Genomic DNA, 23,819 nt, shown 5'->3' with positions numbered 1-23,819 from the left:
TTGCCTTACTTCCAGTTGTTCTCTTTTCATATAAAATGTTGCGGGGTATATGAAGAATTTCTTTTGTCTTACTTTGTCGAATCGTCGATATATTCCGAGTTATGATCGATATATTTAAAAAATCGTTGATATATTTAACCGAACATCCACCCAGGTATCCCTACCTGGACTGAACTGAATAGACCCCAGCACAACATAAAAAAGCGCCCTGCATTGCAGGGCGCTTCCACTTTATCTATTAACCAATAGAACCTTCCATCTCAAACTTGATTAGGCGGTTCATTTCAACTGCGTATTCCATTGGAAGTTCACGTGTGAATGGCTCAATGAAGCCCATTACGATCATTTCTGTAGCTTCTTGCTCAGAAATACCGCGGCTCATTAGGTAGAATAATTGTTCTTCTGATACTTTCGATACTTTCGCTTCGTGTTCAAGTGAAACGTAATCGTTTTTGATTTCGTTGTAAGGAATTGTATCAGATGTAGATTGGTTATCCATGATTAACGTGTCACACTCGATGTTAGAGCGAGAGTTTTTCGCTTTTGGTCCGAATTGTACGATACCACGGTAAGTTACTTTACCACCATGCTTCGCAATCGATTTAGAAACGATTGTTGAAGACGTGTTTGGTGCTAAGTGAATCATTTTTGCACCAGCATCTTGGTGTTGGCCTTTACCAGCAATCGCGATAGATAATGTTAAACCACGAGCGCCTTCGCCTTTTAAGATAACTGCTGGGTATTTCATCGTTAATTTAGATCCGATGTTACCGTCAATCCATTCCATCGTTGCGTTTTCTTCACAAACCGCACGTTTTGTAACTAGGTTGTATACGTTGTTCGCCCAGTTTTGGATTGTTGTATAACGGCAATATGCATCTTTCTTAATGATGATTTCTACTACCGCACTGTGAAGTGAGTTAGTCGTGTAAACAGGTGCTGTACAACCTTCTACGTAGTGTACGTGTGCGCCTTCGTCTACGATGATAAGCGTACGCTCGAATTGTCCCATATTTTCAGAGTTAATACGGAAGTACGCTTGAAGTGGTGTATCCACTTTAATACCTTTTGGAACGTAGATGAATGATCCACCAGACCAAACTGCAGAGTTTAATGCAGAGAATTTGTTGTCTGTTGGTGGGATTACTTTTCCGAAATGCTCACGGAAAATATCTTCGTTCTCTTTTAATGCGCTATCTGTATCTTTGAAGACGATTCCTAGAGCTTCTAGGTCTTCTTTCATGTTGTGGTATACAACTTCAGATTCGTACTGTGCAGATACACCAGCTAAATATTTTTGCTCCGCTTCAGGAATACCTAATTTATCAAATGTCGCTTTAATTTCCTCAGGTACTTCATCCCAAGACTTCTCAGATTTCTCAGATGGTTTTACGTAGTACGTAATTTCATCGAAATCTAAGTCGTTTAAGTCGCCGCCCCATTGTGGCATTGGCATTTCATAGAACTTATCCAGTGATTTTAAACGGAAGTCTAACATCCACTGTGGTTCTTCTTTCATACGTGAAATCTCTTCAACGATTTCTTTTGTTAAACCGCGTCCAGCACGGAAAATCGAAACGTCTTTGTCTTTGAAACCATATTTATAATCGCCGATATCTGGCAGTTGCTTCGCCATGTTGGTGTGTCCCTCCTTAGATAACCTCGTTTTTAGGAACCTTTAACATTACTTATCTTCGTTTAAGCCCTTTTCTAACGCTTTCCACGCTAATGTTGCACATTTAATACGTGCAGGGAACTTGCATACGCCTTGTAATGCTTCAATATCTCCTAAATCAATGCTGTCATCGTACTCTTTTCCTAGCATCATGTCAGAGAAAATTTTAGAAAGCTGAAGTGCCTCTTCAATTTTCTTACCTTTTACTGCTTGTGTCATCATCGAAGCTGAAGACATTGAGATAGAACATCCTTCTCCTTCAAACTTCGCCTCTTGCACAATACCTTCTTCTACTTTCATCGTAAGTTGAATACGATCGCCGCAAGTTGGATTGTTCAAGTTAACAGTAACACTATCTTCTAACACGCCATTGTTACGAGGATTCTTATAATGATCCATAATAACTTGACGGTATAACGTATCTAAATTATTAAATGACATTTGTGAAATACTCCTTTGTCTTGATTAGCGATTCAACAAATGTATCAATTTCTTCTTTTGTATTATATAAATAGAAGCTCGCACGTGCTGTAGAAGAAGCTTTCAGCCACTTCATAAGCGGTTGTGCACAGTGGTGTCCTGCGCGAACCGCAATGCCTTCTACATCTAATACAGTTGCTACATCATGAGGATGTACGTCTTCAATATTAAATGTAACAAGACCAGCGCGATGCTTTGGACCATAAATTGTAACGCCATCTACTTCTGATAGTCTTTCTAAAGCATATTGCGCTAATTCATGTTCATGCTTTTCAATATTATGAAGACCGATTTCTTCTAGGAAATCAATTGCCGCACCAAGTCCGATTGCATTACCGATAATCGGTGTACCTGCTTCAAACTTCCACGGAAGCTCTTTCCAAGTAGATTCTTGTAAATCTACGAAATCAATCATTTCACCGCCAAATTCAATTGGCTCCATATTGTTCAGCAATTCTTTTTTACCATATAATACGCCGATACCTGTAGGTCCGCACATCTTATGAGCAGATAATGCGTAGAAATCACAGTTTAAATCTTGTACATCCACTTTCATATGAGGTGCACTTTGTGCTCCATCAACGATCATGATTGCACCGTTTTCGTGTGCGATTGCTCCGATTTCTTTTACAGGGTTAATCGTTCCAAGTACGTTTGATACTTGCATAATAGAAACGATTTTTGTATTCGGTGTAACTGTTTGACGAACATCTTCTAAAGAAATTGTACCGTCTGGTTGAAGCGGAAGGTATTTTAAAGTTGCACCAGTTTTCTTCGCAACTTGTTGCCACGGAATGATGTTACTATGGTGCTCCATGTAAGAAATAACGATTTCATCGCCTTCTTTTACATTTTCAAGACCATAGCTAGCCGCTACTGTATTTAATGCAGTTGTCGTTCCGCGCGTGAAAATAATCTCTTCCATTGATTTCGCGTTAATAAACTTGCGAACTTTCTCGCGTGCACCTTCATACGCGTCGGTAGCTTTCGTACCGAGCGTATGAACACCGCGATGCACGTTAGAATTATATTCTTTATAGTAACGTTCTAACGTTTCAATTACTTGAATTGGTTTTTGAGAAGTTGCTGCACTATCGAAATATACAAGTTGTTTGCCGTTCACTTTTTGATCAAGAATTGGAAACTGTTTGCGTATTTCATGAATATTCATTAGCGAACTTTCCTTTCAATTACCTCAACAAGCTGTGCTTTTACTCCTTCAATTGGAAGCTCATTTACTACAGGTGCTAAAAATCCATGGATGACTAAACGTTCTGCTTCGCGTTTTGGAATACCACGGCTCATCAAGTAGTATAATTGGTACGGATCTACGCGGCCTACTGAAGCTGCGTGACCTGCCATTACATCATCTTCGTCGATTAAAAGAATTGGGTTTGCATCACCGCGAGCTTTTTCATCTAACATAAGAACGCGAGAAGATTGTTGTGCATTTGATTTAGATGCACCGTGTTCAATCTTACCAATTCCGTTAAAGATAGATGTTGCACTATCTTTTTGTACACCGTGTTTTAAAATCCAACCTTCAGAGTGTTTACCGAAGTGAACAACTTTAGTTGTAAAGTTTTGCGTTTGGTTACCACGGCCAATTGTTACTGTTTTCGTATCAGCATATGAACCGTCGCCCATTAAGTTCGTAACGTTCTCTGAAATTGTGTTTCCGTCATTCATAAGGCCTAGAGCCCAATCAATGCGGCCGTCGCGTCCAACTACACCGCGGCGGTTAACGTAAGTTGTTACATCTTTTGCTAATAGATCAACCGCACCGAACTTCACTTGTGCGCCTTGTTCCACGATTACTTCTGCTACGATATTTGCAATACCTTTAGCATTTTCATTTGCAACGTAGTTTTCTACATAAGTTGCAGTACTGTTCGCATCAGCCACGAATAATACGTGGTTATATACGTTAGCTTCTTCGCCGTCTACTAAGAATACAGCTTGAAGTGGAGTTTCAAGAACAACGTTTTTCGGAACATATACAAATGCACCGCCGTTGATTAATGCAGCATGAAGTGCAGTTAAACGATGCTCGTCTACCTTCACGCCGTCTTTCATTAAATACTTTTGTAATAATTCAGCATGCTCTGTTGCAGCTGTTACGATGTCTGTAAAAATAACACCTTTTTCTTTTGCTTCGTCTGCTAAAGAAACGAATGCAGTTGTACCAGTACGTTGTACTAATACGCTGTTATTTTCATCGATTAAGTTTTTCACTGCTTCTGGAAGCTCTGTTAAAGAACTTACAGGCTCTTGCTTAGCAGCGTCGCCTTTTCCGATAAAGTCCCATTTTTCAATTTTCGTTTTATCAGGCGTTGGCATTGGAAGTTCAGTTGCTTGTGCAAGAGCTTGTAAGCGGAACTCAGTCAACCAAGCAGCTTCGTTTACTTCGCTTGCGCGCTGACGGATTGTTTCTTGATCGAAAGGTAATGTACCGATTGTCATGTTTATGCTCCTCTCTTACGCTTCTTGCTCTGCTGTTTCGTCTTCAATACCTAATTCTTTTTTAATCCAGTCGTAACCTTCAGCTTCTAGACGTTGTGCAAGCTCAGGGCCACCAGATTTAACGATACGACCGTTCATCATAACGTGAACGAAGTCTGGAGTGATGTAGTTTAATAAACGTTGGTAATGCGTAATCATTAGGCAACCGAAATCTTCGCCGCGCATTTGGTTAATACCTTTAGATACAACTTTTAATGCATCGATATCAAGACCTGAGTCGATTTCATCTAAGATTGCGATTTTTGGCTCAATCATCATTAATTGAAGAATTTCGTTACGTTTTTTCTCTCCACCAGAGAAACCTTCGTTTAAGTAACGTTGTGCCATTTCTGGATCCATTTCTAGGAATTCCATGTTTTTATCTAATGTACGGATAAATTTCATAAGAGAAATTTCATCGCCCTCTTCACGACGTGCATTAATTGCAGAACGTAAGAAGTCAGCGTTTGTTACTCCGCTAATTTCACTTGGATATTGCATTGCTAGGAATAGACCTGCTTGTGCGCGCTCGTCTACTTCCATTTCTAATACATCTTCACCGTCGATGATGATGCTACCTTCTGTTACTTCATACTTTGGGTGACCCATAATCGCAGAAGATAAAGTTGATTTACCTGTTCCGTTAGGTCCCATAATTGCGTGGATTTCTCCACCTTTTACTTCAAGGTTTACACCTTTTAAAATTTCTTTGCCATCAATTGATACGTGTAAGTCTTTAACCGTTAATGTAGAACCAGCCATCTCAATACCTCCATTAATCCTATATATACATTTTAAAAATTCCTAAAACGTTCATATTCTCATTTTATTCTCATTCTAATCTTATATCAAATAAAATGATATCGCAAACGACGAAAAAAAGTAACAATTTTTTCACAAATGTATATAAGTATTTCCCTTGCATCCTTATATGATACACCTTTCTTCTTATTTATATAAAGAAAAAAGGACTGGGAATTTTCCAGTCCTTTCCTTGTGTTTATTCACTTACCGAAAGTACAGCACCTTTATATTCTTTATTAATAAAGTCTTGGATTTCTTTTGAATGCAGTACTTCTACTAATTCTTTAATTTCTTTTTTCTTCTCGTCACCTTTACGAACTGCAATAATATTTGCGTACGGAGAGTCTGATCCTTCAATCGCAATTGCATCCTTTGTTGGATTTAACTTCGCATCAATTGCATAGTTTGAATTAATGAATAAAGCATCACCTTCATTATTTTCATACAGCTTTGGTGACAATCCAGGCTCTACATCTGTTTTAAACTTTAAGTTTTTCGGATTTTCTACAACATCTTTTACTGTTGCTTTAACAACATCTACACCGTCTTTTAATTTAATAACGCCGCCTTTTTGTAACAATGCGAGCATACGGCCACGCTCCGCTACGTTGTTACTCATAATAACTGTTCCGCCATCTGGAAGTTCTTTTAAACTTTTATATTTCTTAGAATAAATGCCCATTGGCTCTAAATGGATTTTTCCTGCGTTTACAATTTTATATCCCTTTTCTTGAATTTCTTTATCTAAGTAAGGAATGTGCTGGAAGTAGTTTGCATCAATTTCCTTATCCGCTAATGCTTTATTCGGCAGAACATAATCTTGGAATTTTTTAATTTCTAATTTAATACCCTTTTTCTCTAATATCGGCTGTGCCTTTTCTAAAATAACGGCGTGCGGCACGTTAGAAGCTCCTACAACAAGCTTATTCTCATCTTTCCCTCCGCAAGCAGCTAATGTAAATACAGACAGCGCTGTAACAACTGACAGTAGAATCTTTTTCATATGATGTCCCCTTCTCCCTTATAGTTATGTAGTTATAAAAAAGGGCCGGCATACACCAGCCCTTTTCAGCAATTATTCTTTTACAGGAACAACCGCTCCTTTATATTCTTTAGTAATAAAGTCTTCGATTTCTTTAGAATGCAATACTTCTACAAGCTCTTTAATCGCTTTTTTATCTTTATCACCTTTACGAACCACTAATACGTTTGCGTATGGAGAATCATCACCTTCAATTGCCATTGCATCTTTTTCTGGGTTTAATTTCGCATCAATTGCATAGTTCGAGTTAATTAAAACAGCGTCGCCTTCTTTATTGTTATACACTTGTGGTAATAAACCAGGCTCAATATCCGTTTTGAACTTTAAGTTTTTCGGATTATCTGCAATATCTTTTTGAGTTGCACTAACTGGATCTACTCCGTCTTTAATTTTTAAAATGCCTTCTTTTTGTAAAATCGCTAAACCACGTCCATGGTCAGTAACGGAATTACTCATAATAATTGTCGCCCCGTCTGGAAGTTCTTTTAAGCTCTTATATTTTTGAGAATATACACCGATTGGCTCTAAATGAATTTTCCCTGCTATTTCAAAATCATATTTTTTATCTTTCATTTCTTTTTCTAAATACGGAATGTGCTGGAAGTAGTTTGCATCTAAATCCTTATCCGATAACGATTTATTTGGTAACACGTAATCTTGGAACTTTTTCACTTCTAATTCAATTCCTTTTTTCTCAAGTAACGGTTTCGCCTTTTCTAAAATTTCAGCGTGCGGTACGTTAGAAGCACCAACAACAAGTTTCTTTTCATCTTTATCTTTCCCGCCACAAGCAGCTAACCCAAAAATTGAAGTTGAAATAAGTGCTGTAAGTAATAATTTTTTCATTTGAAATATCCTCCCATTTTTTATTATCGTTTATCTATTCGAGTCGTTAAACTATCACCAATCCACTGAATGAAAAATACAACTAATAATACACAAATTGTCGCAACGATTGTTACATCGTTATTTCCTCGTTGGAATCCTTCTAAATAAGCAAGCGTTCCAAGGCCACCAGCACCAACAACTCCCGCCATTGCTGTATAGCCTACTAAAGCAATTGTCGTAACCGTGATACCAGATACTAATGCTGGTAACGATTCTGGAATTAACACTTTCAAAATAATTGTGCTTGTTTTTGCTCCCATTGCTTTCGAAGCTTCAATTACACCTTTATCAATTTCACGAAGCGCAATTTCAACCATTCTTGCGTAAAATGGTGCCGCTCCAATAATTAAAGCTGGAAGTGCTGCACTCGCTCCAAGAATTGTTCCAAGCAGAATCTTTGTGAATGGGATTAATAAAATGATTAAAATGATGAACGGTATCGAGCGGAAAATGTTTACGAACGCTCCAATCCCCGTGTTAACCGCTTTGTTTTCCCATAAATTATCTTTCGCTGTCATAAAGAGTAACAATCCTAAAATTAGTCCTAATACAAATGTGGCAAGAGCTGCGATTGCCGTCATATATAACGTTTCACCAGTTGCTTCTAACATTTGATTCCAATCAACATTTGCAATTAACTTATCCATGTGCAATCACCTCCAGCTCTACTTGATCTTGATGTATTCCCTCTATTGCTTGCTGAATCGCTGTTTCCTCACCATTTAAATGAACAACTAAACTACCGTAAGAGCCGTTATTCGTTTGTGCGATGTTTCCTTGCAAAATGCTAACTTCTATATCACTGCGTTGCATTAATCTTTGAAGTACTGGTCTTTCTACAGCTTCACCGATAAACTGCAAACGAATTACTTTACCATCTGGATACTTTTCAATTAAACTTTCAATCGTTTCATTTGTATCTTCAGAATCCGTTAACTGCTGTACAAATCGCTTTGTAATGTCTTTCTGCGGATTGCGGAATACATCAAGTACTGGACCCGTTTCTACAATCTTTCCTTTCTCCATTACCGCCACTCGATTACAAATCTTTCGAATCACGTGCATCTCGTGTGTAATGAGTACAATTGTTAAACCGAGACGCTTATTAATATCTAATAATAAATCTAAAATTTGATCTGTCGTTTCTGGATCAAGAGCTGATGTCGCTTCATCACATAAAAGCACTTGTGGGTTGTTAGCTAATGCTCTTGCAATACCAACGCGTTGCTTTTGTCCTCCGCTTAGCTGAGATGGATACGCGTCTCCTCTTCCTTCTAATCCAACAAGATGAATTAACTCATCTACGCGTTTTCTTCTCTTCGCCTTATCGACACCTGCAATTTCAAGTGGGAACTCGATATTTTCGCGTACAGTTCGTGACCAAAGTAAGTTGAAGTGCTGAAAAATCATTCCGATTTCTTGCCTTGCCTTACGAAGTTCACTCCCTGTAATTGCTGAAATCACACGATTTGCAATTGTAATTTGGCCAGAAGTTGGTTTCTCTAACTGATTGAATAATCTAATTAACGAACTTTTCCCAGCGCCACTATATCCGATAACACCAAAGATTTCACCTTTGTCTATTTTTAAATTGGCATTATCTACAGCAGTGACATCACCGCTTTTTGCTTTATATATTTTCTTTACATTTTCTAACAAGATCATGATGTTCACCCCTTTTTTTGTTCTAGCCGCTGAAGCTAGATTTTTGGTCGACTCCGCAATTTTTTATTTTTAATGCGTGTAGTCCACCGTTATCACTACTTTTATTATTTGAATGTCCTCCACATTCAAACAACAAAAAAACCTTTCCGCTTTTAGAGAAGCAGAAAGGTTTATATGCGTATATAACAACATTATCCCTCTCTCTCATCTCTCAAAGCATTTGCTTTGCAGGAATTGGCACCATTTCAACATAAGTTGACGGTTGCCGGGCTTCACAGGGCACAGTCCCTCCACCTCTCTTGATAAGAGAAATCAGATTACATTTTCGTCTGATTTGTAATTTATGAAATTGTCTATATTTTATGAATTGAATTGTATCAATATCCATACGCCATGTCAACAGAAATTTTCGTAAAAAAAGAAACTTCAGACTTTTAAGCACCCACTGACATCGGCTTACATATATGAAACATCGATTCAACTAATAGCATCGTTCGATACGTGCCCGAATATTGTACACGTCCATCGTTCATTAACATTTGCAATCGTACATTTCCGTTCACCAATTGTTTTACATCTTCCTCATCTACACAAACGATTTGCTCCGTTCCTCGTTCCTCATGTAGCAGCTCTATATAATCTCTTGAAATTTGTAACGAACAACTTTCATCTCCAAAGCGGAAATTAACAGTTCTTTCTCCTTGTCTTAAAAGCGGCTCTAAATGATATTGACCATTAGCGTAATTTACAAATGATTGCAGCAAAGAATATAATTTCACCCTAAATCACATCCTTCATATCACTTTCTATTACACATACCATTCCCTCTCACTAAAGAGCAATCCTGTTACTTTCGCTCGACAAATACTGTAGCCACCCTGCATCTCGACATATTTCCCGAGAAATATGTCGAGGCGGCAAAAACTTTGCCGCCTACTTTAATTCCGTATATAAATATTCAACCGAATGAAATGCATATATCTTCTTCATGAGTGTCCCATTTTCAAAAACAAGTAAACACGGTACACTTTCTATCCCATACTCTTTCGCTAAATGCGGGGCATAATTTAAATCTAACATTCCAATTTTCAAATCTTCAATTGTCATCTCAACGACCGTTAACATCTTCTTTGCCAATTGGCATGTTCCACACATTGGTGTATACACATATAACACTGTTTTTTCTTCATTTCCTATTAGGGCTGTAGCTTCGGCACCTGTCCAATCAATCACTTCTATCATTCCTTACCGTAAATATTCTGTATAAACGTCAATGTCAGCTCCCCATAATACATTTGCTAAGTGTGAAGATGGCGCAGTTGCCACTTCTCGGTACGAGCGATCAATATAAATATGCTCTGCTTGCGGAAATTCTTTTCGAAACTGTTTCCTTAACTTTTCTCCAGCATCATCAGCATCCACTAGTACATACACTTCCTTATCAAAAAACTGATCAATGAGCTCATCCATTTTCGATAAACCAATTGTACCATTTGTACAAACAATTTCCACCGGTTCACGAATAATAGATTCAATCTTTCTTCTATCTGATTTACCTTCTACAATAATGACTTTTTCCACATAAATCATATGTCATCACCCGATCACCATATACTATACAACCTTTAACTTAGTATATAGTATATTCGTTATTTTCATGTTGTTTCCTGTTTATTTTTGCAAAAGAAAAGCGCAAGCGGCTCGTTCAGATTACGAAGCCACATGAAACCTTACCGAAAAACGTTCATTCCCATAATAGCTTATTCATTTACACTCGATTTTAAATGTATTATGTAACACAAAATAAAAAAGGACAGCACAAAGGCTGTCCTTTAGTCGACTATAATTAGTCTTGGTTTGTCATTTCTGCATATTTTTCTGCAGTTAATAACTTCTCAACTTGGCTTGCATCAGAAAGTTCAACTTTAACCATCCATGCACCCTCGTATGGAGATTCGTTAACTAGTTCTGGTTGGTCACTTAATTCTTCGTTTACTGCTACAACTTTACCACTTACAGGTGCGTATAATTCAGAAACTGTTTTAACAGATTCTACGCTTCCGAATGGCTCGTCAGCTTCGATTGTTGCACCTACTTCAGGAAGTTCAACGAATACGATATCGCCTAACTCACCTTGCGCAAAATGAGTAATACCGATAACAACCGCATTACCTTCTGTTTTTACCCATTCGTGTTCTTCAGAGTAACGTAAATTATTTGGAATGCTCATGACTGTACCTCCAGTGAATGTATTAATTATGTAAAAATACCTTATTGGTACTTTTTCCACACACTTTCAAACTGCTCTTCGTTAAAACCAAGTGTTACACTCGTTCCATCTGTTACAATTGGACGTTTAATTAACATGCCATCAGATGCTAAAAGCTCATACATTTCGTCTTCGCTTGCATCCTTTAACTTATCTTTTAAACCAAGTTCGCGGTAACGCATTCCACTTGTATTAAAGAATTTTTTTAATGGTAATTCACTTTTCTCATGTAAATTACGTAAATCTTCTTTTGACGGTGGATTTTCAACAATATGAATCATCTCATATGCTACATCGTTTGCCTCAAACCATTTCTTTGCTTTTTGACATGTGCCACACTTTGGATATGAATAAAATGTTACTGTCATAAATTCACCTACTTTTTTACTAACCTTTACCTTTATCATATAGAAAACGTTTTATTATTTCAAACGATTATTCGCTAAACTTTTACTTATTTCGTGATAATTTTTAATAATCCTGCAAATTTTTCTTATTTTTCCGCCATTTATTAAGAAAAAATAAATATATAATTTTTTTAAATTTTTTTCTCATCCCACGCCGAACATATATCTTAAACAAACGTTTGATTAACTCCCTATTTTTCTTTGTTAACCCTTGAATTGCATCGGTTTCTTTCTACCGAACATACACCTTAAACAAACGTTTGATTAATTTCCTACTTTTCTTTGTTAACCTTTGAGTTGCATCGGTTTCTTTCTACCGAACATACATCTTAAACAAACGTTTATTTAACCATTTCAGCCTATAATCACAGAACCCGGAAACACTTTAAATGACAAAGGCGTACAGATAAAAGGAACTAACGATTTTGGCCGTAATAGTGAGAGTATTCCATGATGTTGAAGAAATTACTGCAAAGAAAAAAGACGCATTTAAATGGATGCGTCTTTTGGAGATGTTTCTTTTGTGAAATCATATAAAGCAATTGCGCCTAAAATAACCAATATACTTTCAGGGGCATCTAACAAAATAGTTCTCCAAGTTTCTGAGACTACCCATTTAATACCTGCCGCTGATTCGAGATATGCTTGAAAATAACTGATTGTAAAATCAATTACACATAAACATACAAGTAATGTTAGACCAAATCGAATTAATTTCTTGTTTTTAAACATATAACACCTCTCAAAATTCATTGGATATTTCTGATTTGAGTTCGTTATATACAAAAATCCCTATATTTAATTTTAACATAGAAAATATCCAAATAAATACAATATGTACATTTGCATATTTCATGAATATTGAGGAACTACTTTTAATAAAAAAGCCCTACTAGTGTAGGACAAAATAGCTTTAGCAATCCCAACAAGTAATCGCATAAATAACAGAATCAGTTGAACCACCATATAGACAATCCCAGCTCTTGAAATAAGGGAAAATCCCTGTTCCTGGCCACCGACCATAATGAATAACCCGCCGCATAACGCTACAACGGATGCAATAGCACCGACAGGTAAGAAATTACTGCAAAGAAAAAGCCATGTATACACATGACTTTCATAGCATAATCACTTCTATATTCAATACAAATTAAAGTGAATTATATTTCTTTACTTTTAAAGGAATAGATATTACATATAAATCTATAGCATAAGTAATAATCAAAATCCCTTTTCCTTCATCAGCAAATTTTGCTTGCAGAAACTTTTCTGAAACTTTCCTTTTTCTCCATCTCTTTGGAAGGTATTCGAATCCTAAGAACATAATAATAGCCCGATACTCATTAACTTAACTACTTTTCTTTTTTCCATGATATTTCAAATTCTCCACCATGTTCTTCTGTTATAATTTTAACTTTATATGTATCATCTTTAGACACTTTAATATTATTTTTACTGTTTCCACTATTAACTTCCAGTATTGTATTATCATTTGAATCTAAAACATAAGCCTTTATGGTTCCTTGCTTCGTTTTATCATCAAAGATAAATATCCAGCTTTCACCTTTTTTTACATCCATATCTTGAGTTGCAAAACCTGTGAAACTTTTATACTTTCCATCTATACTATTTGAACCTCCATGAACCTTACCACCAACAATCGTTCCCTCTCTTGTAAAACAACCACTAAGAACTACCAAACATAGAACAAATAATAATGTATTTTTAATAGTTTTCAACATCATTCCCCCCTTATCCTCACAATACATATCCTCTTATTTACATTTTTTCTTTCATAAAGAAAAATGGATCTTTGTCCCCGTAAATAACGTAATGAATGTTGACAATCCCCTTGTTAGAGTACCATATTAAAAATAAAAAGGAGTAATAAGCAATGGATATTAAAATAGTGGATATATCAGAAAAATTATTAGATGGATATAAAGTTTTAGTTCAAGTAGATAGCAATCCATTTATCGCTGAGTGTGATGGGGATAAGCCAGAAAAAAACGAAAACTATAATGTAGAAATACATATAGATGATGAATTTATATGGAATACAAATATAACCTTTTCAGATAAAAATGCAAATGCAATAATTCAGAATAGTAAAGGCTTTAAAGTAATTGCTAAGCTAGATTATAACAGTGAGGATAACTTAGCAACACTAAATATCTACGATAGTATCATACTAATTGATTTAGAAGGAATTGAGCAAGATATAACAAATGAATGGGTAGAAATGCAGTGCACTTCAATTAAGATATTTAATACTAATTTTTAACAGAAATCCATTACATAACTATGGCATAGTCGTTATGATGTAGTGAGGTATAGAAAGAGTAAGCGAGTATATAAATAAACATGTTTATATGCATATGAATATCCTACTGCAATTCCTGCTCAAGCAGACGCCACTAACCATACCTTAGCCACTCATAACCGCAAGTCCAGTCTCAACAGGAACGCTTATTGGCCATAATGAAGCTAAAGCTGCTTGCATACTTGCCCACAAACCAATACCAATCGCAAGGGGGGAGATGTGGAACTAACATTATCATCCCTTGATAAAACGAGCTAATACTCGATGCGCTTTATTAAATTTTATAATTAAATCTGCAATAGCTGATATAAAATTATAAATCGGTATCATTACAGCCGCGAATGCATCTGGCATACGTTGTAAAGCTTGCGTGAGCTTCTCAATCACATTGTTATATGCTTCTACATAAAAAAATAAGAAGCCTCGTTTACAGGCTCCTTCATCATCTATTCAAATAATCTGCAATTGTTTGAAATACTACGATATACATATTATGAATACTTTCTTCTGTATTTCCACCATTCGATAAACCAACTGCCCATTGTTGTCCTTCACCACTTCCGATATTTGCAAAACCTTGCGTATACATAGCATTTACATCTTTTCGTGCACTGTTATACTCTATCCCTTTTGTAATAAAAGTTGAATATGATTTATCTTGTAAACCAATAAAAAACACTGGTTTCTTTAGCGATGAAAATACATCTTTATACTGCTCTGTTGAGGCTTCTTGAAAGTGATCTTTCATTATTAGAAAACCATCCACTTCCTTAGATTTCTTTTCCAATTCCTCTAACTTCACATTTTCAAACTTTATATTTCTAAACGTATCTTTCGGCTTTTCTCCAATAACTCCAATTACGAGTGCTCTCCCGTTATATTCTAATTTCTCTCCTTCTTTATCCTTTGCACACCCAGCACTCACTAGGCATATCAATATAAAAAATAAGAAATACGATAAACGCTTCATTTAGCACCCTCCCCTTCTTTTAAGTCAAGTGACGAAAACGTAAGGTTAATTCAAGAAAATGTAAGTAAAATCGATAGCTCAAATGACATTTCTATATTATAATCAATTGAATTTACTTACATTACTAAACATAGGAGATTATCATGAAGAAATTTAAACTTTCATCTTTTCTTCCGTTAAGTTATATACTTCTACTCGTACTCGTAAGTCCCCTTTACGATGTATTAAATAAATCTACTGTACACGCAGTAGATGTCACAACTGTAGTAGATGATTGGATTCCATTTGTGAAAGCATTTATTATTCCTTATTTACTTTGGTTTCCTTACTTATACGGCGCACTTATTTATTATTGCTTTGCAGATCGAAAACAATATTATGTCACTTTAAGTAGTATAATTTTTGGAAAACTTGCTTGTTTTTCTATTTATTATTTTTGGCAAACAACTGTACCACGTCCAACAGTCGTTGGATCAGACGTATTTTCCGAACTAGTCCGCTATATTTATAGTATCGATCAGCCGGTAAACTGTTTCCCTAGCATTCACGTTCTTACTACCTTTGTGATTATGCTAGCTGCCTTTAAACGTAGAGAACAACATGCTTTTGAATATTATATTCTTACCTTCTTCGGTACGCTTATTATTTTATCAACGCTATTTACGAAGCAACACGCATTTGTAGACGCCATTTCTGGAATGACGCTTGCAAGCATACTTTACTTCGGCGTTCAGCTTTTATTAGCAAAAGAAACTGTACGTGTTCCAGTAAAACAAAATCACAAAATGTAAAAAGCAGACTGTGGCTTCCAGTCTGCTTTTCTCTATATAAAATTTAAGATTGCGGTACAGTCATATCACCAGAATGAATACGACCTGCTTTTTTAAGAGCAATGTAAAGTATATAAGAAACAGCTACTGGAATGATGATATAAGTGATTACCATCGCTGGGACAACTTCCCATCCTTCGCTAGAAATTAAATTAATTGGTGCGATAAGAGAACTTAATCCAAGACCTGCAATTTCTTTTCCTGCTTCCAGTTGGAAAATTAATGCAGATACTGGACCAACTATAGCACTGGCGACGACAGTTGGGACGAGAATCATTGGATTTTTAGTGATATTTGGCAACTGTACTTTCGGAGTACAAAGCGCTTGAGCTAATATACCGCCTAAATTATTTTCTTTCGCTGAGATTACAGAGAATCCGATAAACTGAGCAACGCAGCCTGCAAGAGCAGCACCACCTGCAACACCGTCTAAGCTAAGTGCGATCGCTAACGCAGCTGATGAAGCTGGAGAGATAAGTAATAGTCCCCAAACGACTGCAATAACAATAGAAGCGATGAACGGGCTACCAGCTGAACTATCTTTAATGAATGCTCCAACTGTATTTAACACAGGAGTAATATTATGAGATAACCATATACCGACTAAACCAGAACCTAATATTGCTGCAAATGGAACGAGCATCATATCTAACGCAGTTTTTCCGCTTAAACGTTTACCAATATATACAGCTAAAGTTGCTGTTAATAATGCACCGATTGGTTCACCTGTTTTAATGATTAGACCCGCTTCAGTAATGGAAATGGATCCGGCACCAATCGCTCCAGCTACCATAGCCGAGAAAATTACAAGACCATTTGCGCCGAGCATAAAGGCAATTCCGGCACCAATGGCTGGTGCCATAAGTGATTTTGCAACAACCCCGATTGTAATAAGCATTGGAATATCAACAATTCTTCCTATATTTTCGATTAGTAAACCAATTCCAAGGGATACGAAAATACCTTGTGCGATTCCAGCTGATGCTTTAAATACACGAGACATTATATATTCCTTCATTTGTTTCACCTTCTCCTATAAGTTAGTAACCAATTGTTTTCATATAATCACGTAAAATATCGTTTGATTTTGCGAATCGAGATTCTTCATCCTCTGTTAAATTTAGTTCTACAATTTCTTTCATACCATCTCTAGTAATAATAGCTGGCACTCCTGTACAAATATCATATTCACCATACTCACCATCTAAAATGGCTGATACAGCAATTACACGGTGATCATCATTAAAGATTGAGCTCGCAATATACGCTAGAGAATTTCCGATTCCGTAATAAGTAGTACCTTTTCGTTTATAAATTTCCCATCCAGCTTTTGCAGTCTTCTCAACAATTTCATCTAAATCTATTTCACCAAATTGGTCTTTTTTCTCTTCTAAAATTTGTAGAATCGGCTTTCCACCAACCGCTACGTGAGACCAAGCAACCATTTGAGAATCACCATGTTCTCCTAGAGAATACCCATGAATACTACGAGGATCTACATGTAACATTTCAGATAAAATTGTTCTTAAGCGAGAAGAATCTAATGATGTACCAGTACCGATCACACGATTTCTAGGTAATCCAGATAATTTCCACACTTGATATGTAATAATATCAACTGGGTTCGATGCAAGTAAGAAAATACCATCAAATCCACTTTCCATTACGCCTCCAACAATACTTTCCATAATCTTCGCACTCGCTCCTAAAGTATCTAAGCGACTTTGTCCAGGTTTTGGTGCTGGTCCTGCTGTAATAATAACGATGTCCATATCTTTGCAGTCTTCATAGCTTCCTGCATATACTTTTGTTCTTGTATTTGTAAAATTAATGCAGTGTGATAAATCCATCGCTTCCCCAACTGCACGTTCATGATTTATATCAATTAATAATAGTTCTTCGCAAATGCCTTGATTTACAATGGAATATGCACAACTTGATCCAACTAATCCAGTACCGATAATTGCAATTTTTCTTGTATTTCTTTTCATAGCAATCTCTCCTAATTGATCATATAATCTATTTCTTTTGTTCTTTACACTCCTCATTATATAGATTCCCACGATATAAACCATGGATACTTTGTGAATCATTGAGCAAACTTTTTGTCTTTTTTGTGAATTGTTATATTACATTTTCGTCATATTTGTTACAACTGGAAAAATATTTATTATATATTTATTGACATATATAAAGTGAAACCTTAATCACCCTTCACCAATTGTACTTTTACGGGACAAAACAAAAAAACGAGCGACTTCATTCGCCCGTTTTTTCATCCCATTATTCTGCACTTAATTGGCCTTTTAATTGCTGTACAATCATTGGGTTAGCAGGTGCAGCTGGCTTATAATAACTCTTTTGCTTTGCGTACTCATACATATTACGTTGACGCATCTCATCTTGATTACGAATTTGGATTAACGTTTGATGTAACTGTTCATTATCAGACTGAGAAATATAATTTGCATAACTTGTTAAACTTGCATTTAATCCTGCTAAATAATCGTTTACCATATCTTTTTCATTCATCTGTCGTTTCCTCCTATCCTAGGAAAGTCATTAATTGCTGTTTCGTATTTCGTGCATCTTGCGCATCCTTTTGTAACATTTGTTTCAGTTGTGGATCTGTACAAGCCTGTGCATACTGGTCTAACTTATTAATAATTGTTGCATGTCCACCAATTAAATGGCGTAAGTTTTCTACTTCAAGCTCTGTTAAATTTTGCATAGAATACTCCTACCTTTCTTTATTCGTTCACTGTTAGTATTTAGCTCTTTTTTGATTGTATACATGAATTAACTTTTTCACGTGCATACAAAATAAAAGATGAATAGCTAAGCCATTCATCTTTTATACTGGTTATGTATTTATTTTTATAGAGACACAATCATACTTATACTCACAAGTAAGTTCCATACAATGTGTAAAACAATACTAGGTATAATAGATTGCGTCTTTTTGTATAACATTGCAAATACCATTCCCATAATCGTTGCCGTAATCAGAAGACCTCCATGAAGAATTCCAAAAATGAAGGAAGAAATAATGATACCAACTAAAAAATTATATTTCTTTTCTAAAAATCGATATAAAATACCTCGAAATAGAATTTCTTCTTTAATCGGTGTAATTATAGCAACACTTAACACATATATAATACTTTGTATGCTATTTTGAATCCCTAAGCTCCCTAATTGTTCCTTCTGTTCTTCTGCACTTTCAAAACTAAACACATGTAACATTAAATATTGTGATAACGCAATGACTATAAAACCAATTAATAGATATAAATATGTCTTCCCATTCTTCAAAACGGATACATCCCAAATAGATTTAATAAAATGAAGAACTGGTTTATAAGCTAGTAAAACGATAGCAACAACAGCTGCATCTATTAAAAGGAAATAGTACCCCTCTAAATTATCACGCAACGCTTCCTCACCATAAATCCCCAAAGCCAAACCAAGGAATAATCCTCCCAGAAGTAAGAATCCTAAAATGGTTGCTATCATTACAAATAGATTTTTATATGTTATATTCTCTATTTTTCTTTCCGCACTATACGCTTCTAACCCTGTTTTACTCATAATATTCCTCCATTTGTTTTCATTTCCCTCAACAAAAATCCTTTAATGTAAATATAAAGATAATATAGCAAATCTTTCAAAAGAATAATATGCAATTTTACATATTATGAAAACTTTGTATTCTATAGTTTTAGGAATCAGATTGCTATACAATAATTATTATATGAAGTTTCAAAAAACTTTCTATCCACCATACCCCTCGCATCATATAAAACTTATTAGTTAAAGGAGCAATGACTATGAAAACCCATGAATTCCTTACAGAAATTCAGAAAGGCTCTGAACCTAGTCCCTATCAAGATCCTATCGCATTCAGTTTCGTTTGCTTTTTCTTAGCGATATATACATTTTTCAAACCTGCAAAATAATATCATTTAATAAGAAAGAGCCTCTAAACCATTAGAGACTCTTTTCCATCTAATATCTTCTTTTCAAAACTACAATAGTTAAAGCATACGAACAAAGTACTCCAGCTAATAAAAATGCATTTGCTAACTTATACTCTTCGCCTGTCAATGAATATAGATTCCCGATTAAAAAGATAACTAAATATAGAAATAAAAATACAAATAATGAAATTTTAGCTGCATTCCCTGTAATATGCTCGCCTCTTTCATCTTCCCCTTCATTCTTCTGAAAACGTGTTGAATATAAAACACCTATTATTCCTGCTACTGAGATTATGATCCCTATTACAACACTCATTCCGTTTCCCCCTCTATCTTATATTGAAAAACTTCATGAAACTCCTTACCGAAAATATGTGCAATTTCAAAAGCTAAAATTAAAGATGGATTGTAACGATTCGCTTCAATTGAGGCGATCGTTTGTCTACTTACCCCAGCTTTGTTCGCTAAATCTGTTTGTGACCAGCGCTTTTCTGCTCTAAGTACAACGAGATTATTTTGTAAATTTCCACTCTGTTTCATAACCCCTCCTCTTTTTACATTATTTTCTATATTTTAGTTGTAATTTATTTTTAACATCATGTAAACTATTTTCAACACCAAATGAAACTTTTATCCATCTACCGTTCTTTTGAAATCATATATACTAAAAAACCTTAGAATCGCTTCTAAGGTTTCGGGTTGTCTCGCTTCCTATTCAACCTCTCATTACATGTAATCCTTTAATAAATGTTTCCAATAATACATGTAAACTTGTATCTAAATCTAGCGGCAAACCAAATCCACCCTGCTGTTCAATCGACGCAAATCCATGGCAAATACTTCTGAATCCACGTGTCGCATGAAGTGCATTCTCTCCTTCTAAGCCGTACTGCTGTAAAACCTGAAGACAAAGCTTTACAATTCCGTCACCTGCTTTTCTTACTTCTTCATCTCGTAAAAAGGTTGCTTCATACAGTCCAGGGTGTTTGCGGACGAATGCTACATACGCTTCTCCTAAAGCATGAATTGCTTCATCCATACGTTTACCCTCAGCCGATTCTTCCAGTCTGTTATGCAGCTGTTTTATTCCGTACATACCGAGATTTTTCCGTACATCTTGTAAACCTTTCACATGATTATATAGCGAGGGTGAACGTACCCCTAATGTTTGCGCTAATGAGGCTAACGTTACTTCTTGTATTCCATTTATATCTGCAATTTCTGCTGCTGTTTCTACAATTTTTTGCAATGTAAGTCCGATTCTCGGTGACATAAATTAACCTTCTTTCCTACTTTCTATATTCCGCTTAGCTTCCTTAATAGCAAGTTTTATGACAGTGCCTGGATCCTTTATCATTTTCCCATGTCCTGCCGCAAGCAAGGAAGGCTCATATTCGCTTAACTTCTCTGCACTTTGTAGTGATATTTCTTTGCTCCACGTTGCCATCGCAGGAAACGGAAACCAAAATTTCATTTGTCCCGAAACAGCCATACCTCCTCTTGTTTGGAAGGCATCCCCGACAATAAGAGCTTTATTTCTTACATCAAGGAACGACATGGATCCTGGCGTATGTCCCGGTGTCATAATCGCAAGAAGCGATCCAACTCGGTCGCCATCTTCCAATAAAACATCAGGTACCGTTTTTATCTTTTTAGGTACACCGCCTTTTATCGGCATATTCGGTTCATCCTTTTGTAACTTCGTATCTCCTTCTAAAAGCTTTGCGTCCCGCTTAGAAATATAGACTGGAACATTAGGAAGCACTTCCTTTAATGCGTCTAATGCACCAATATGATCATCATGCGCATGTGTTAATACAATCTTAGTAATTGGCTTCCCTATTTTCTCAGCCACCTGTAAAATTCCTTTCGCGCTATATGGCAAAGCCGCATCAATTAAAGTTAAACCATCTTCTTCCTCGACAAAGTAACAATTCACAGGAAACACTCTTGGCAAAAATGACAATTGGTATACCGTTTTTTCATGTATCACTCTCATATTTCCAGCTCCCTTTCTGAATAAAACTAATGCTATTAGTTTTATTATACTAATGGTATTAGTTTTATGACACTAAAATTTTCATTTTTGCAAAAAAAAAAGAACAGTAGCCGTTTATACGACTACTGTTCTTTACACCTATTAAACTGTGTAACGCTCATCTTCTAAAATTTTCGCAGCAATTTCACGCTTCTTCGGAATTACGTTAAGTGGTGTGTGGCGAGTTAATTTACGTAATGATGATAACATCATGCGCAGCATGTCGCCGTTTTCAACTGCGATAAGTGTTTCTTTCGCATCTGCTTCGATTTCGTTGAATGCTTCTTGACAGAATACTTCAGTGTATAACACTTTTTGTTTATTCTTTTCAAGACCAGTTGTTTTAATTGCTTTTTCTGTACGAAGAACAGCTGACTCCATTGCGTAAAGGTTGCTTACGATATCAGCGATATTCACAAGAATTTCTTGCTCTTTATCTAATGCTTTACCGTATTTTTGAGCAGCTAATCCAGCTACCATTAAGCCGATTTTCTTCGCGTTAGTTACTAAATATTTTTGAAGTGCTAATGGCTCATCGCCTACTTCTTCTGGCATCATCATCATTAACTCTTCTTGTAATTTTTGTGCTTTTTGAAGAAGTGGTAATTCACCTTTCATCGCTTTACGTAAGAACGTACCTGGTACGATTAGGCGGTTAATTTCGTTCGTTCCTTCGAAAATACGGTTAATACGAGAATCGCGGTACATTCTTTCAATCTCGTACTCTGCCATAAATCCGTAACCACCGTGAATTTGAACACCTTCATCTACTGTATAATCTAGTACTTCAGAACCGAATACTTTATTTAAAGAGCACTCGATTGCATATTCAGCGATAGAAGCTGCTACTGCTTTACCGTCCTTTACTTCCTCTTCAGATAATGTGCTCATGCGGCTTTCGAATAAACCTACTGTACGGTATACAGAGCTTTCAGCTGCATATGTTTTCGCTGCCATGTTCGCAAGTTTCTCTTGAATTAATGGGAAGCGAGCGATTGGTTGTTTGAACTGTTGACGTTGGTTTGCATATTGTGCTGAAATTTCTACTGCACGTTTCGCAGATCCAACTGTACCAACACCTAATTTATAACGGCCGATATTTAAAATGTTGAACGCGATAATATGACCTTTACCGATTTCACCAAGTAAGTTTTCTTTCGGTACTAATGCATCTTCTAAAATTAACGTACGAGTTGAAGAACATTTAATACCCATTTTCTTTTCTTCTGGGCTTGTAGATACGCCAGCATATTCTTTCTCTACGATAAATGCAGAGAAGTGCTCTCCATCAATTTTTGCGTATACGATAAATACGTCAGCGAATGCAGAGTTTGTAATCCATTGTTTTTCACCATTTAATACGTAATGTGTACCTTCTGCATTTAAACGTGCAGTTGTTTTCGCACCTAATGCATCAGACCCTGAACCTGGCTCTGTTAATGCGTATGCCGCTAATTTTTCACCAGTTGCAAGTAATGGTAAATACTTTTTCTTTTGCTCTTCGTTACCAAATAAAACGATTGGTAAAGATCCGATACCTACGTGAGCACCGTGAGTAATTGCAAAACCACCAGCGCGAGAGAATTTCTCTGCGATTAACGCTGAGCTTACTTTATCAAGGCCAATTCCGCCGTACTCTTCTGGTACGTCAGCGCCTAATAAACCAAGTTCCCCAGCTTCTTTTAAAAGGCGAACAGAACGATCAAACTCGTGTTGCTCTAAATATTCAAGCTCTGGAAGAACTTCATTTACGATAAAGTCCTCTGTCGTTTTTGCAATCATTTTATGCTCAGATGAAAAATCCTCTGGCGTAAACACTTGATCAATCGTAATCTCATCAACTAAAAAGCTACCGCCTTTAACCGCATTTCCTACTGTTTTTTCCATGAAAATTTCCTCCTTCATATTTTCATAAGCCGCTCCTTTCTTTTTGAAAGAAGCTGGCT

General features: G+C 36.1%; 30 protein-coding genes, 1 pseudogene and 1 riboswitch. Of the genes and pseudogenes, 2 read left to right on the top strand and 29 right to left on the bottom strand.

The window, feature by feature from the left end:
• Positions 1-238 precede the first annotated feature (238 nt).
• The 17 genes and pseudogenes from sufB to ILT06_RS25660 form a co-directional block, all read right to left on the bottom strand.
• Complete coding sequence (gene sufB / locus ILT06_RS25740) at positions 239-1,636, bottom strand: Fe-S cluster assembly protein SufB (RefSeq protein ID WP_001118829.1); 1,398 nt, start codon at positions 1,634-1,636, stop codon at positions 239-241.
• Between the two features lie 48 nt (positions 1,637-1,684).
• A complete protein-coding gene (gene sufU, locus ILT06_RS25735; RefSeq protein WP_000009525.1) occupies positions 1,685-2,116 on the bottom strand; it encodes a Fe-S cluster assembly sulfur transfer protein SufU in 432 nt (143 codons plus the stop codon).
• Positions 2,106-3,326: a cysteine desulfurase SufS gene (sufS, locus tag ILT06_RS25730; protein ID WP_001020765.1), complete on the bottom strand. Its 1,221-nt coding sequence runs from the start codon at positions 3,324-3,326 to the stop codon at positions 2,106-2,108. Before sufS ends, sufU begins: the two co-directional genes overlap by 11 nt.
• Positions 3,326-4,618 carry a Fe-S cluster assembly protein SufD gene (gene sufD / locus ILT06_RS25725; RefSeq protein WP_000152177.1) on the bottom strand — a complete coding sequence of 431 codons (1,293 nt, stop codon included), beginning with the start codon at positions 4,616-4,618 and terminating at the stop codon, positions 3,326-3,328. The genes sufS and sufD overlap by 1 nt, the downstream gene beginning before the upstream one ends.
• 15 nt (positions 4,619-4,633) lie before the next feature.
• Complete coding sequence (gene sufC, locus ILT06_RS25720; RefSeq protein WP_000929161.1) at positions 4,634-5,419, bottom strand: Fe-S cluster assembly ATPase SufC; 786 nt, start codon at positions 5,417-5,419, stop codon at positions 4,634-4,636.
• A gap of 238 nt (positions 5,420-5,657) precedes the next feature.
• A complete protein-coding gene (metQ, locus tag ILT06_RS25715; RefSeq protein WP_088046858.1) occupies positions 5,658-6,464 on the bottom strand; it encodes a methionine ABC transporter substrate-binding lipoprotein MetQ in 807 nt (268 codons plus the stop codon).
• Between the two features lie 72 nt (positions 6,465-6,536).
• Positions 6,537-7,349, bottom strand: coding sequence for a methionine ABC transporter substrate-binding lipoprotein MetQ (metQ, locus tag ILT06_RS25710; RefSeq protein ID WP_222655644.1), 813 nt, complete (start codon positions 7,347-7,349; stop codon positions 6,537-6,539).
• A gap of 23 nt (positions 7,350-7,372) precedes the next feature.
• A complete protein-coding gene (locus ILT06_RS25705) occupies positions 7,373-8,038 on the bottom strand; it encodes a methionine ABC transporter permease (protein WP_000359328.1) in 666 nt (221 codons plus the stop codon).
• The gene (locus ILT06_RS25700; RefSeq protein ID WP_000601755.1) at positions 8,031-9,056 is read right to left on the bottom strand and encodes a methionine ABC transporter ATP-binding protein; all 1,026 of its coding nucleotides are present in this window, start codon (positions 9,054-9,056) and stop codon (positions 8,031-8,033) included. The genes ILT06_RS25705 and ILT06_RS25700 overlap by 8 nt, the downstream gene beginning before the upstream one ends.
• 201 nt (positions 9,057-9,257) lie before the next feature.
• Positions 9,258-9,365: riboswitch (SAM riboswitch) on the bottom strand.
• A 125-nt stretch (positions 9,366-9,490) separates the two neighbouring features.
• Positions 9,491-9,835: a hypothetical protein gene (locus ILT06_RS25695; RefSeq protein ID WP_064476281.1), complete on the bottom strand. Its 345-nt coding sequence runs from the start codon at positions 9,833-9,835 to the stop codon at positions 9,491-9,493.
• Positions 9,836-9,989: 154 nt separating this feature from the next.
• Positions 9,990-10,298: a thioredoxin family protein gene (locus ILT06_RS25690; protein ID WP_081257354.1), complete on the bottom strand. Its 309-nt coding sequence runs from the start codon at positions 10,296-10,298 to the stop codon at positions 9,990-9,992.
• Between the two features lie 3 nt (positions 10,299-10,301).
• Positions 10,302-10,646 carry a toprim domain-containing protein gene (locus ILT06_RS25685; protein WP_000640866.1) on the bottom strand — a complete coding sequence of 115 codons (345 nt, stop codon included), beginning with the start codon at positions 10,644-10,646 and terminating at the stop codon, positions 10,302-10,304.
• A gap of 256 nt (positions 10,647-10,902) precedes the next feature.
• A complete protein-coding gene (gcvH, locus tag ILT06_RS25680; protein WP_088046856.1) occupies positions 10,903-11,286 on the bottom strand; it encodes a glycine cleavage system protein GcvH in 384 nt (127 codons plus the stop codon).
• Between the two features lie 41 nt (positions 11,287-11,327).
• A complete protein-coding gene (locus ILT06_RS25675; protein ID WP_002129756.1) occupies positions 11,328-11,693 on the bottom strand; it encodes an arsenate reductase family protein in 366 nt (121 codons plus the stop codon).
• Positions 11,694-12,221: 528 nt separating this feature from the next.
• Complete coding sequence (locus tag ILT06_RS25670) at positions 12,222-12,464, bottom strand: DUF3937 family protein (protein ID WP_141525236.1); 243 nt, start codon at positions 12,462-12,464, stop codon at positions 12,222-12,224.
• A gap of 120 nt (positions 12,465-12,584) precedes the next feature.
• A pseudogene (locus tag ILT06_RS25665) lies at positions 12,585-12,794 on the bottom strand (hypothetical protein); the annotation flags it as partial.
• Positions 12,795-13,084: 290 nt separating this feature from the next.
• Positions 13,085-13,474 carry a hypothetical protein gene (locus ILT06_RS25660; RefSeq protein ID WP_141530027.1) on the bottom strand — a complete coding sequence of 130 codons (390 nt, stop codon included), beginning with the start codon at positions 13,472-13,474 and terminating at the stop codon, positions 13,085-13,087.
• A 152-nt stretch (positions 13,475-13,626) separates the two neighbouring features.
• On the opposite strand from ILT06_RS25660, the gene ILT06_RS25655 reads away from it, so the two are divergent.
• Positions 13,627-14,016: a hypothetical protein gene (locus ILT06_RS25655; RefSeq protein WP_088046852.1), complete on the top strand. Its 390-nt coding sequence runs from the start codon at positions 13,627-13,629 to the stop codon at positions 14,014-14,016.
• A 273-nt stretch (positions 14,017-14,289) separates the two neighbouring features.
• Here the strand turns inward: ILT06_RS25655 and ILT06_RS25650 are convergent, their stop codons facing one another.
• Together ILT06_RS25650 and ILT06_RS25645 are read right to left on the bottom strand one after the other, a co-directional pair.
• A complete protein-coding gene (locus ILT06_RS25650; protein WP_002034624.1) occupies positions 14,290-14,442 on the bottom strand; it encodes a hypothetical protein in 153 nt (50 codons plus the stop codon).
• Positions 14,443-14,497: 55 nt separating this feature from the next.
• On the bottom strand, positions 14,498-15,025 hold the full coding sequence (locus ILT06_RS25645) for a hypothetical protein (protein ID WP_064476276.1): 528 nt from the start codon (positions 15,023-15,025) through the stop codon (positions 14,498-14,500).
• A gap of 143 nt (positions 15,026-15,168) precedes the next feature.
• Here ILT06_RS25645 and ILT06_RS25640 point away from each other — a divergent pair, with 143 nt between their 5' ends.
• Entirely contained in the window at positions 15,169-15,816 is a 648-nt protein-coding gene (locus ILT06_RS25640; RefSeq protein ID WP_064476275.1) for a phosphatase PAP2 family protein, read from the top strand.
• 43 nt (positions 15,817-15,859) lie between these two features.
• On the opposite strand, the gene ILT06_RS25635 is transcribed toward ILT06_RS25640, so the two are convergent.
• The 10 genes from ILT06_RS25635 to ILT06_RS25590 form a co-directional block, all read right to left on the bottom strand.
• A complete protein-coding gene (locus tag ILT06_RS25635) occupies positions 15,860-16,873 on the bottom strand; it encodes a PTS sugar transporter subunit IIC (RefSeq protein WP_064476274.1) in 1,014 nt (337 codons plus the stop codon).
• 22 nt (positions 16,874-16,895) lie between these two features.
• On the bottom strand, positions 16,896-17,846 hold the full coding sequence (locus tag ILT06_RS25630; protein ID WP_064476273.1) for an L-lactate dehydrogenase: 951 nt from the start codon (positions 17,844-17,846) through the stop codon (positions 16,896-16,898).
• 292 nt (positions 17,847-18,138) lie between these two features.
• Positions 18,139-18,387 carry a spore coat protein gene (locus ILT06_RS25625; protein ID WP_001002991.1) on the bottom strand — a complete coding sequence of 83 codons (249 nt, stop codon included), beginning with the start codon at positions 18,385-18,387 and terminating at the stop codon, positions 18,139-18,141.
• Positions 18,388-18,400: 13 nt separating this feature from the next.
• Positions 18,401-18,586: a hypothetical protein gene (locus ILT06_RS25620; RefSeq protein WP_001180550.1), complete on the bottom strand. Its 186-nt coding sequence runs from the start codon at positions 18,584-18,586 to the stop codon at positions 18,401-18,403.
• 146 nt (positions 18,587-18,732) lie between these two features.
• Entirely contained in the window at positions 18,733-19,446 is a 714-nt protein-coding gene (locus tag ILT06_RS25615; protein WP_103655021.1) for a CPBP family intramembrane glutamic endopeptidase, read from the bottom strand.
• 417 nt (positions 19,447-19,863) lie between these two features.
• Entirely contained in the window at positions 19,864-20,151 is a 288-nt protein-coding gene (locus ILT06_RS25610; protein ID WP_064476271.1) for a DUF2178 domain-containing protein, read from the bottom strand.
• On the bottom strand, positions 20,148-20,375 hold the full coding sequence (locus ILT06_RS25605; protein ID WP_064476270.1) for a helix-turn-helix transcriptional regulator: 228 nt from the start codon (positions 20,373-20,375) through the stop codon (positions 20,148-20,150). The genes ILT06_RS25610 and ILT06_RS25605 overlap by 4 nt, the downstream gene beginning before the upstream one ends.
• 175 nt (positions 20,376-20,550) lie before the next feature.
• The gene (locus tag ILT06_RS25600) at positions 20,551-21,108 is read right to left on the bottom strand and encodes a TetR/AcrR family transcriptional regulator (protein WP_064476269.1); all 558 of its coding nucleotides are present in this window, start codon (positions 21,106-21,108) and stop codon (positions 20,551-20,553) included.
• 3 nt (positions 21,109-21,111) lie between these two features.
• Entirely contained in the window at positions 21,112-21,834 is a 723-nt protein-coding gene (locus ILT06_RS25595) for an MBL fold metallo-hydrolase (RefSeq protein ID WP_064476268.1), read from the bottom strand.
• 141 nt (positions 21,835-21,975) lie between these two features.
• The gene (locus ILT06_RS25590; RefSeq protein WP_000416287.1) at positions 21,976-23,760 is read right to left on the bottom strand and encodes an acyl-CoA dehydrogenase family protein; all 1,785 of its coding nucleotides are present in this window, start codon (positions 23,758-23,760) and stop codon (positions 21,976-21,978) included.
• Positions 23,761-23,819: the final 59 nt, after the last annotated feature.

The organism is Bacillus sp. 17RED48 (assembly GCF_019837545.1).
Lineage (GTDB): Bacteria > Bacillota > Bacilli > Bacillales > Bacillaceae_G > Bacillus_A > Bacillus_A wiedmannii.
Note: the sequence above shows the minus strand (reverse complement) of the source record. Positions and strands in the feature narration are given on the sequence as shown.

Coding starts and splice junctions, on each gene's coding strand:
- ILT06_RS25620 (WP_001180550.1), bottom strand. CDS start 18,586: ATGCAAAATTTAACAGAGCTTGAAGTAGAAAACTTACGCCATTTAATT.
- ILT06_RS25610 (WP_064476271.1), bottom strand. CDS start 20,151: ATGAGTGTTGTAATAGGGATCATAATCTCAGTAGCAGGAATAATAGGT.
- sufC (WP_000929161.1), bottom strand. CDS start 5,419: ATGGCTGGTTCTACATTAACGGTTAAAGACTTACACGTATCAATTGAT.
- ILT06_RS25660 (WP_141530027.1), bottom strand. CDS start 13,474: ATGTTGAAAACTATTAAAAATACATTATTATTTGTTCTATGTTTGGTA.
- ILT06_RS25690 (WP_081257354.1), bottom strand. CDS start 10,298: ATGATAGAAGTGATTGATTGGACAGGTGCCGAAGCTACAGCCCTAATA.
- sufB (WP_001118829.1), bottom strand. CDS start 1,636: ATGGCGAAGCAACTGCCAGATATCGGCGATTATAAATATGGTTTCAAA.
- ILT06_RS25600 (WP_064476269.1), bottom strand. CDS start 21,108: ATGTCACCGAGAATCGGACTTACATTGCAAAAAATTGTAGAAACAGCA.
- ILT06_RS25635 (WP_064476274.1), bottom strand. CDS start 16,873: ATGAAGGAATATATAATGTCTCGTGTATTTAAAGCATCAGCTGGAATC.
- metQ (WP_222655644.1), bottom strand. CDS start 7,349: ATGAAAAAATTATTACTTACAGCACTTATTTCAACTTCAATTTTTGGG.
- ILT06_RS25605 (WP_064476270.1), bottom strand. CDS start 20,375: ATGAAACAGAGTGGAAATTTACAAAATAATCTCGTTGTACTTAGAGCA.
- sufU (WP_000009525.1), bottom strand. CDS start 2,116: ATGTCATTTAATAATTTAGATACGTTATACCGTCAAGTTATTATGGAT.
- ILT06_RS25590 (WP_000416287.1), bottom strand. CDS start 23,760: ATGGAAAAAACAGTAGGAAATGCGGTTAAAGGCGGTAGCTTTTTAGTT.
- sufS (WP_001020765.1), bottom strand. CDS start 3,326: ATGAATATTCATGAAATACGCAAACAGTTTCCAATTCTTGATCAAAAA.
- ILT06_RS25630 (WP_064476273.1), bottom strand. CDS start 17,846: ATGAAAAGAAATACAAGAAAAATTGCAATTATCGGTACTGGATTAGTT.
- sufD (WP_000152177.1), bottom strand. CDS start 4,618: ATGACAATCGGTACATTACCTTTCGATCAAGAAACAATCCGTCAGCGC.
- ILT06_RS25700 (WP_000601755.1), bottom strand. CDS start 9,056: ATGATCTTGTTAGAAAATGTAAAGAAAATATATAAAGCAAAAAGCGGT.
- ILT06_RS25615 (WP_103655021.1), bottom strand. CDS start 19,446: ATGAGTAAAACAGGGTTAGAAGCGTATAGTGCGGAAAGAAAAATAGAG.
- ILT06_RS25645 (WP_064476276.1), bottom strand. CDS start 15,025: ATGAAGCGTTTATCGTATTTCTTATTTTTTATATTGATATGCCTAGTG.
- gcvH (WP_088046856.1), bottom strand. CDS start 11,286: ATGAGCATTCCAAATAATTTACGTTACTCTGAAGAACACGAATGGGTA.
- ILT06_RS25685 (WP_000640866.1), bottom strand. CDS start 10,646: ATGATTTATGTGGAAAAAGTCATTATTGTAGAAGGTAAATCAGATAGA.
- ILT06_RS25675 (WP_002129756.1), bottom strand. CDS start 11,693: ATGACAGTAACATTTTATTCATATCCAAAGTGTGGCACATGTCAAAAA.
- metQ (WP_088046858.1), bottom strand. CDS start 6,464: ATGAAAAAGATTCTACTGTCAGTTGTTACAGCGCTGTCTGTATTTACA.
- ILT06_RS25625 (WP_001002991.1), bottom strand. CDS start 18,387: ATGAATGAAAAAGATATGGTAAACGATTATTTAGCAGGATTAAATGCA.
- ILT06_RS25595 (WP_064476268.1), bottom strand. CDS start 21,834: ATGAGAGTGATACATGAAAAAACGGTATACCAATTGTCATTTTTGCCA.
- ILT06_RS25655 (WP_088046852.1), top strand. CDS start 13,627: ATGGATATTAAAATAGTGGATATATCAGAAAAATTATTAGATGGATAT.
- ILT06_RS25640 (WP_064476275.1), top strand. CDS start 15,169: ATGAAGAAATTTAAACTTTCATCTTTTCTTCCGTTAAGTTATATACTT.
- ILT06_RS25670 (WP_141525236.1), bottom strand. CDS start 12,464: ATGTTTAAAAACAAGAAATTAATTCGATTTGGTCTAACATTACTTGTA.
- ILT06_RS25705 (WP_000359328.1), bottom strand. CDS start 8,038: ATGGATAAGTTAATTGCAAATGTTGATTGGAATCAAATGTTAGAAGCA.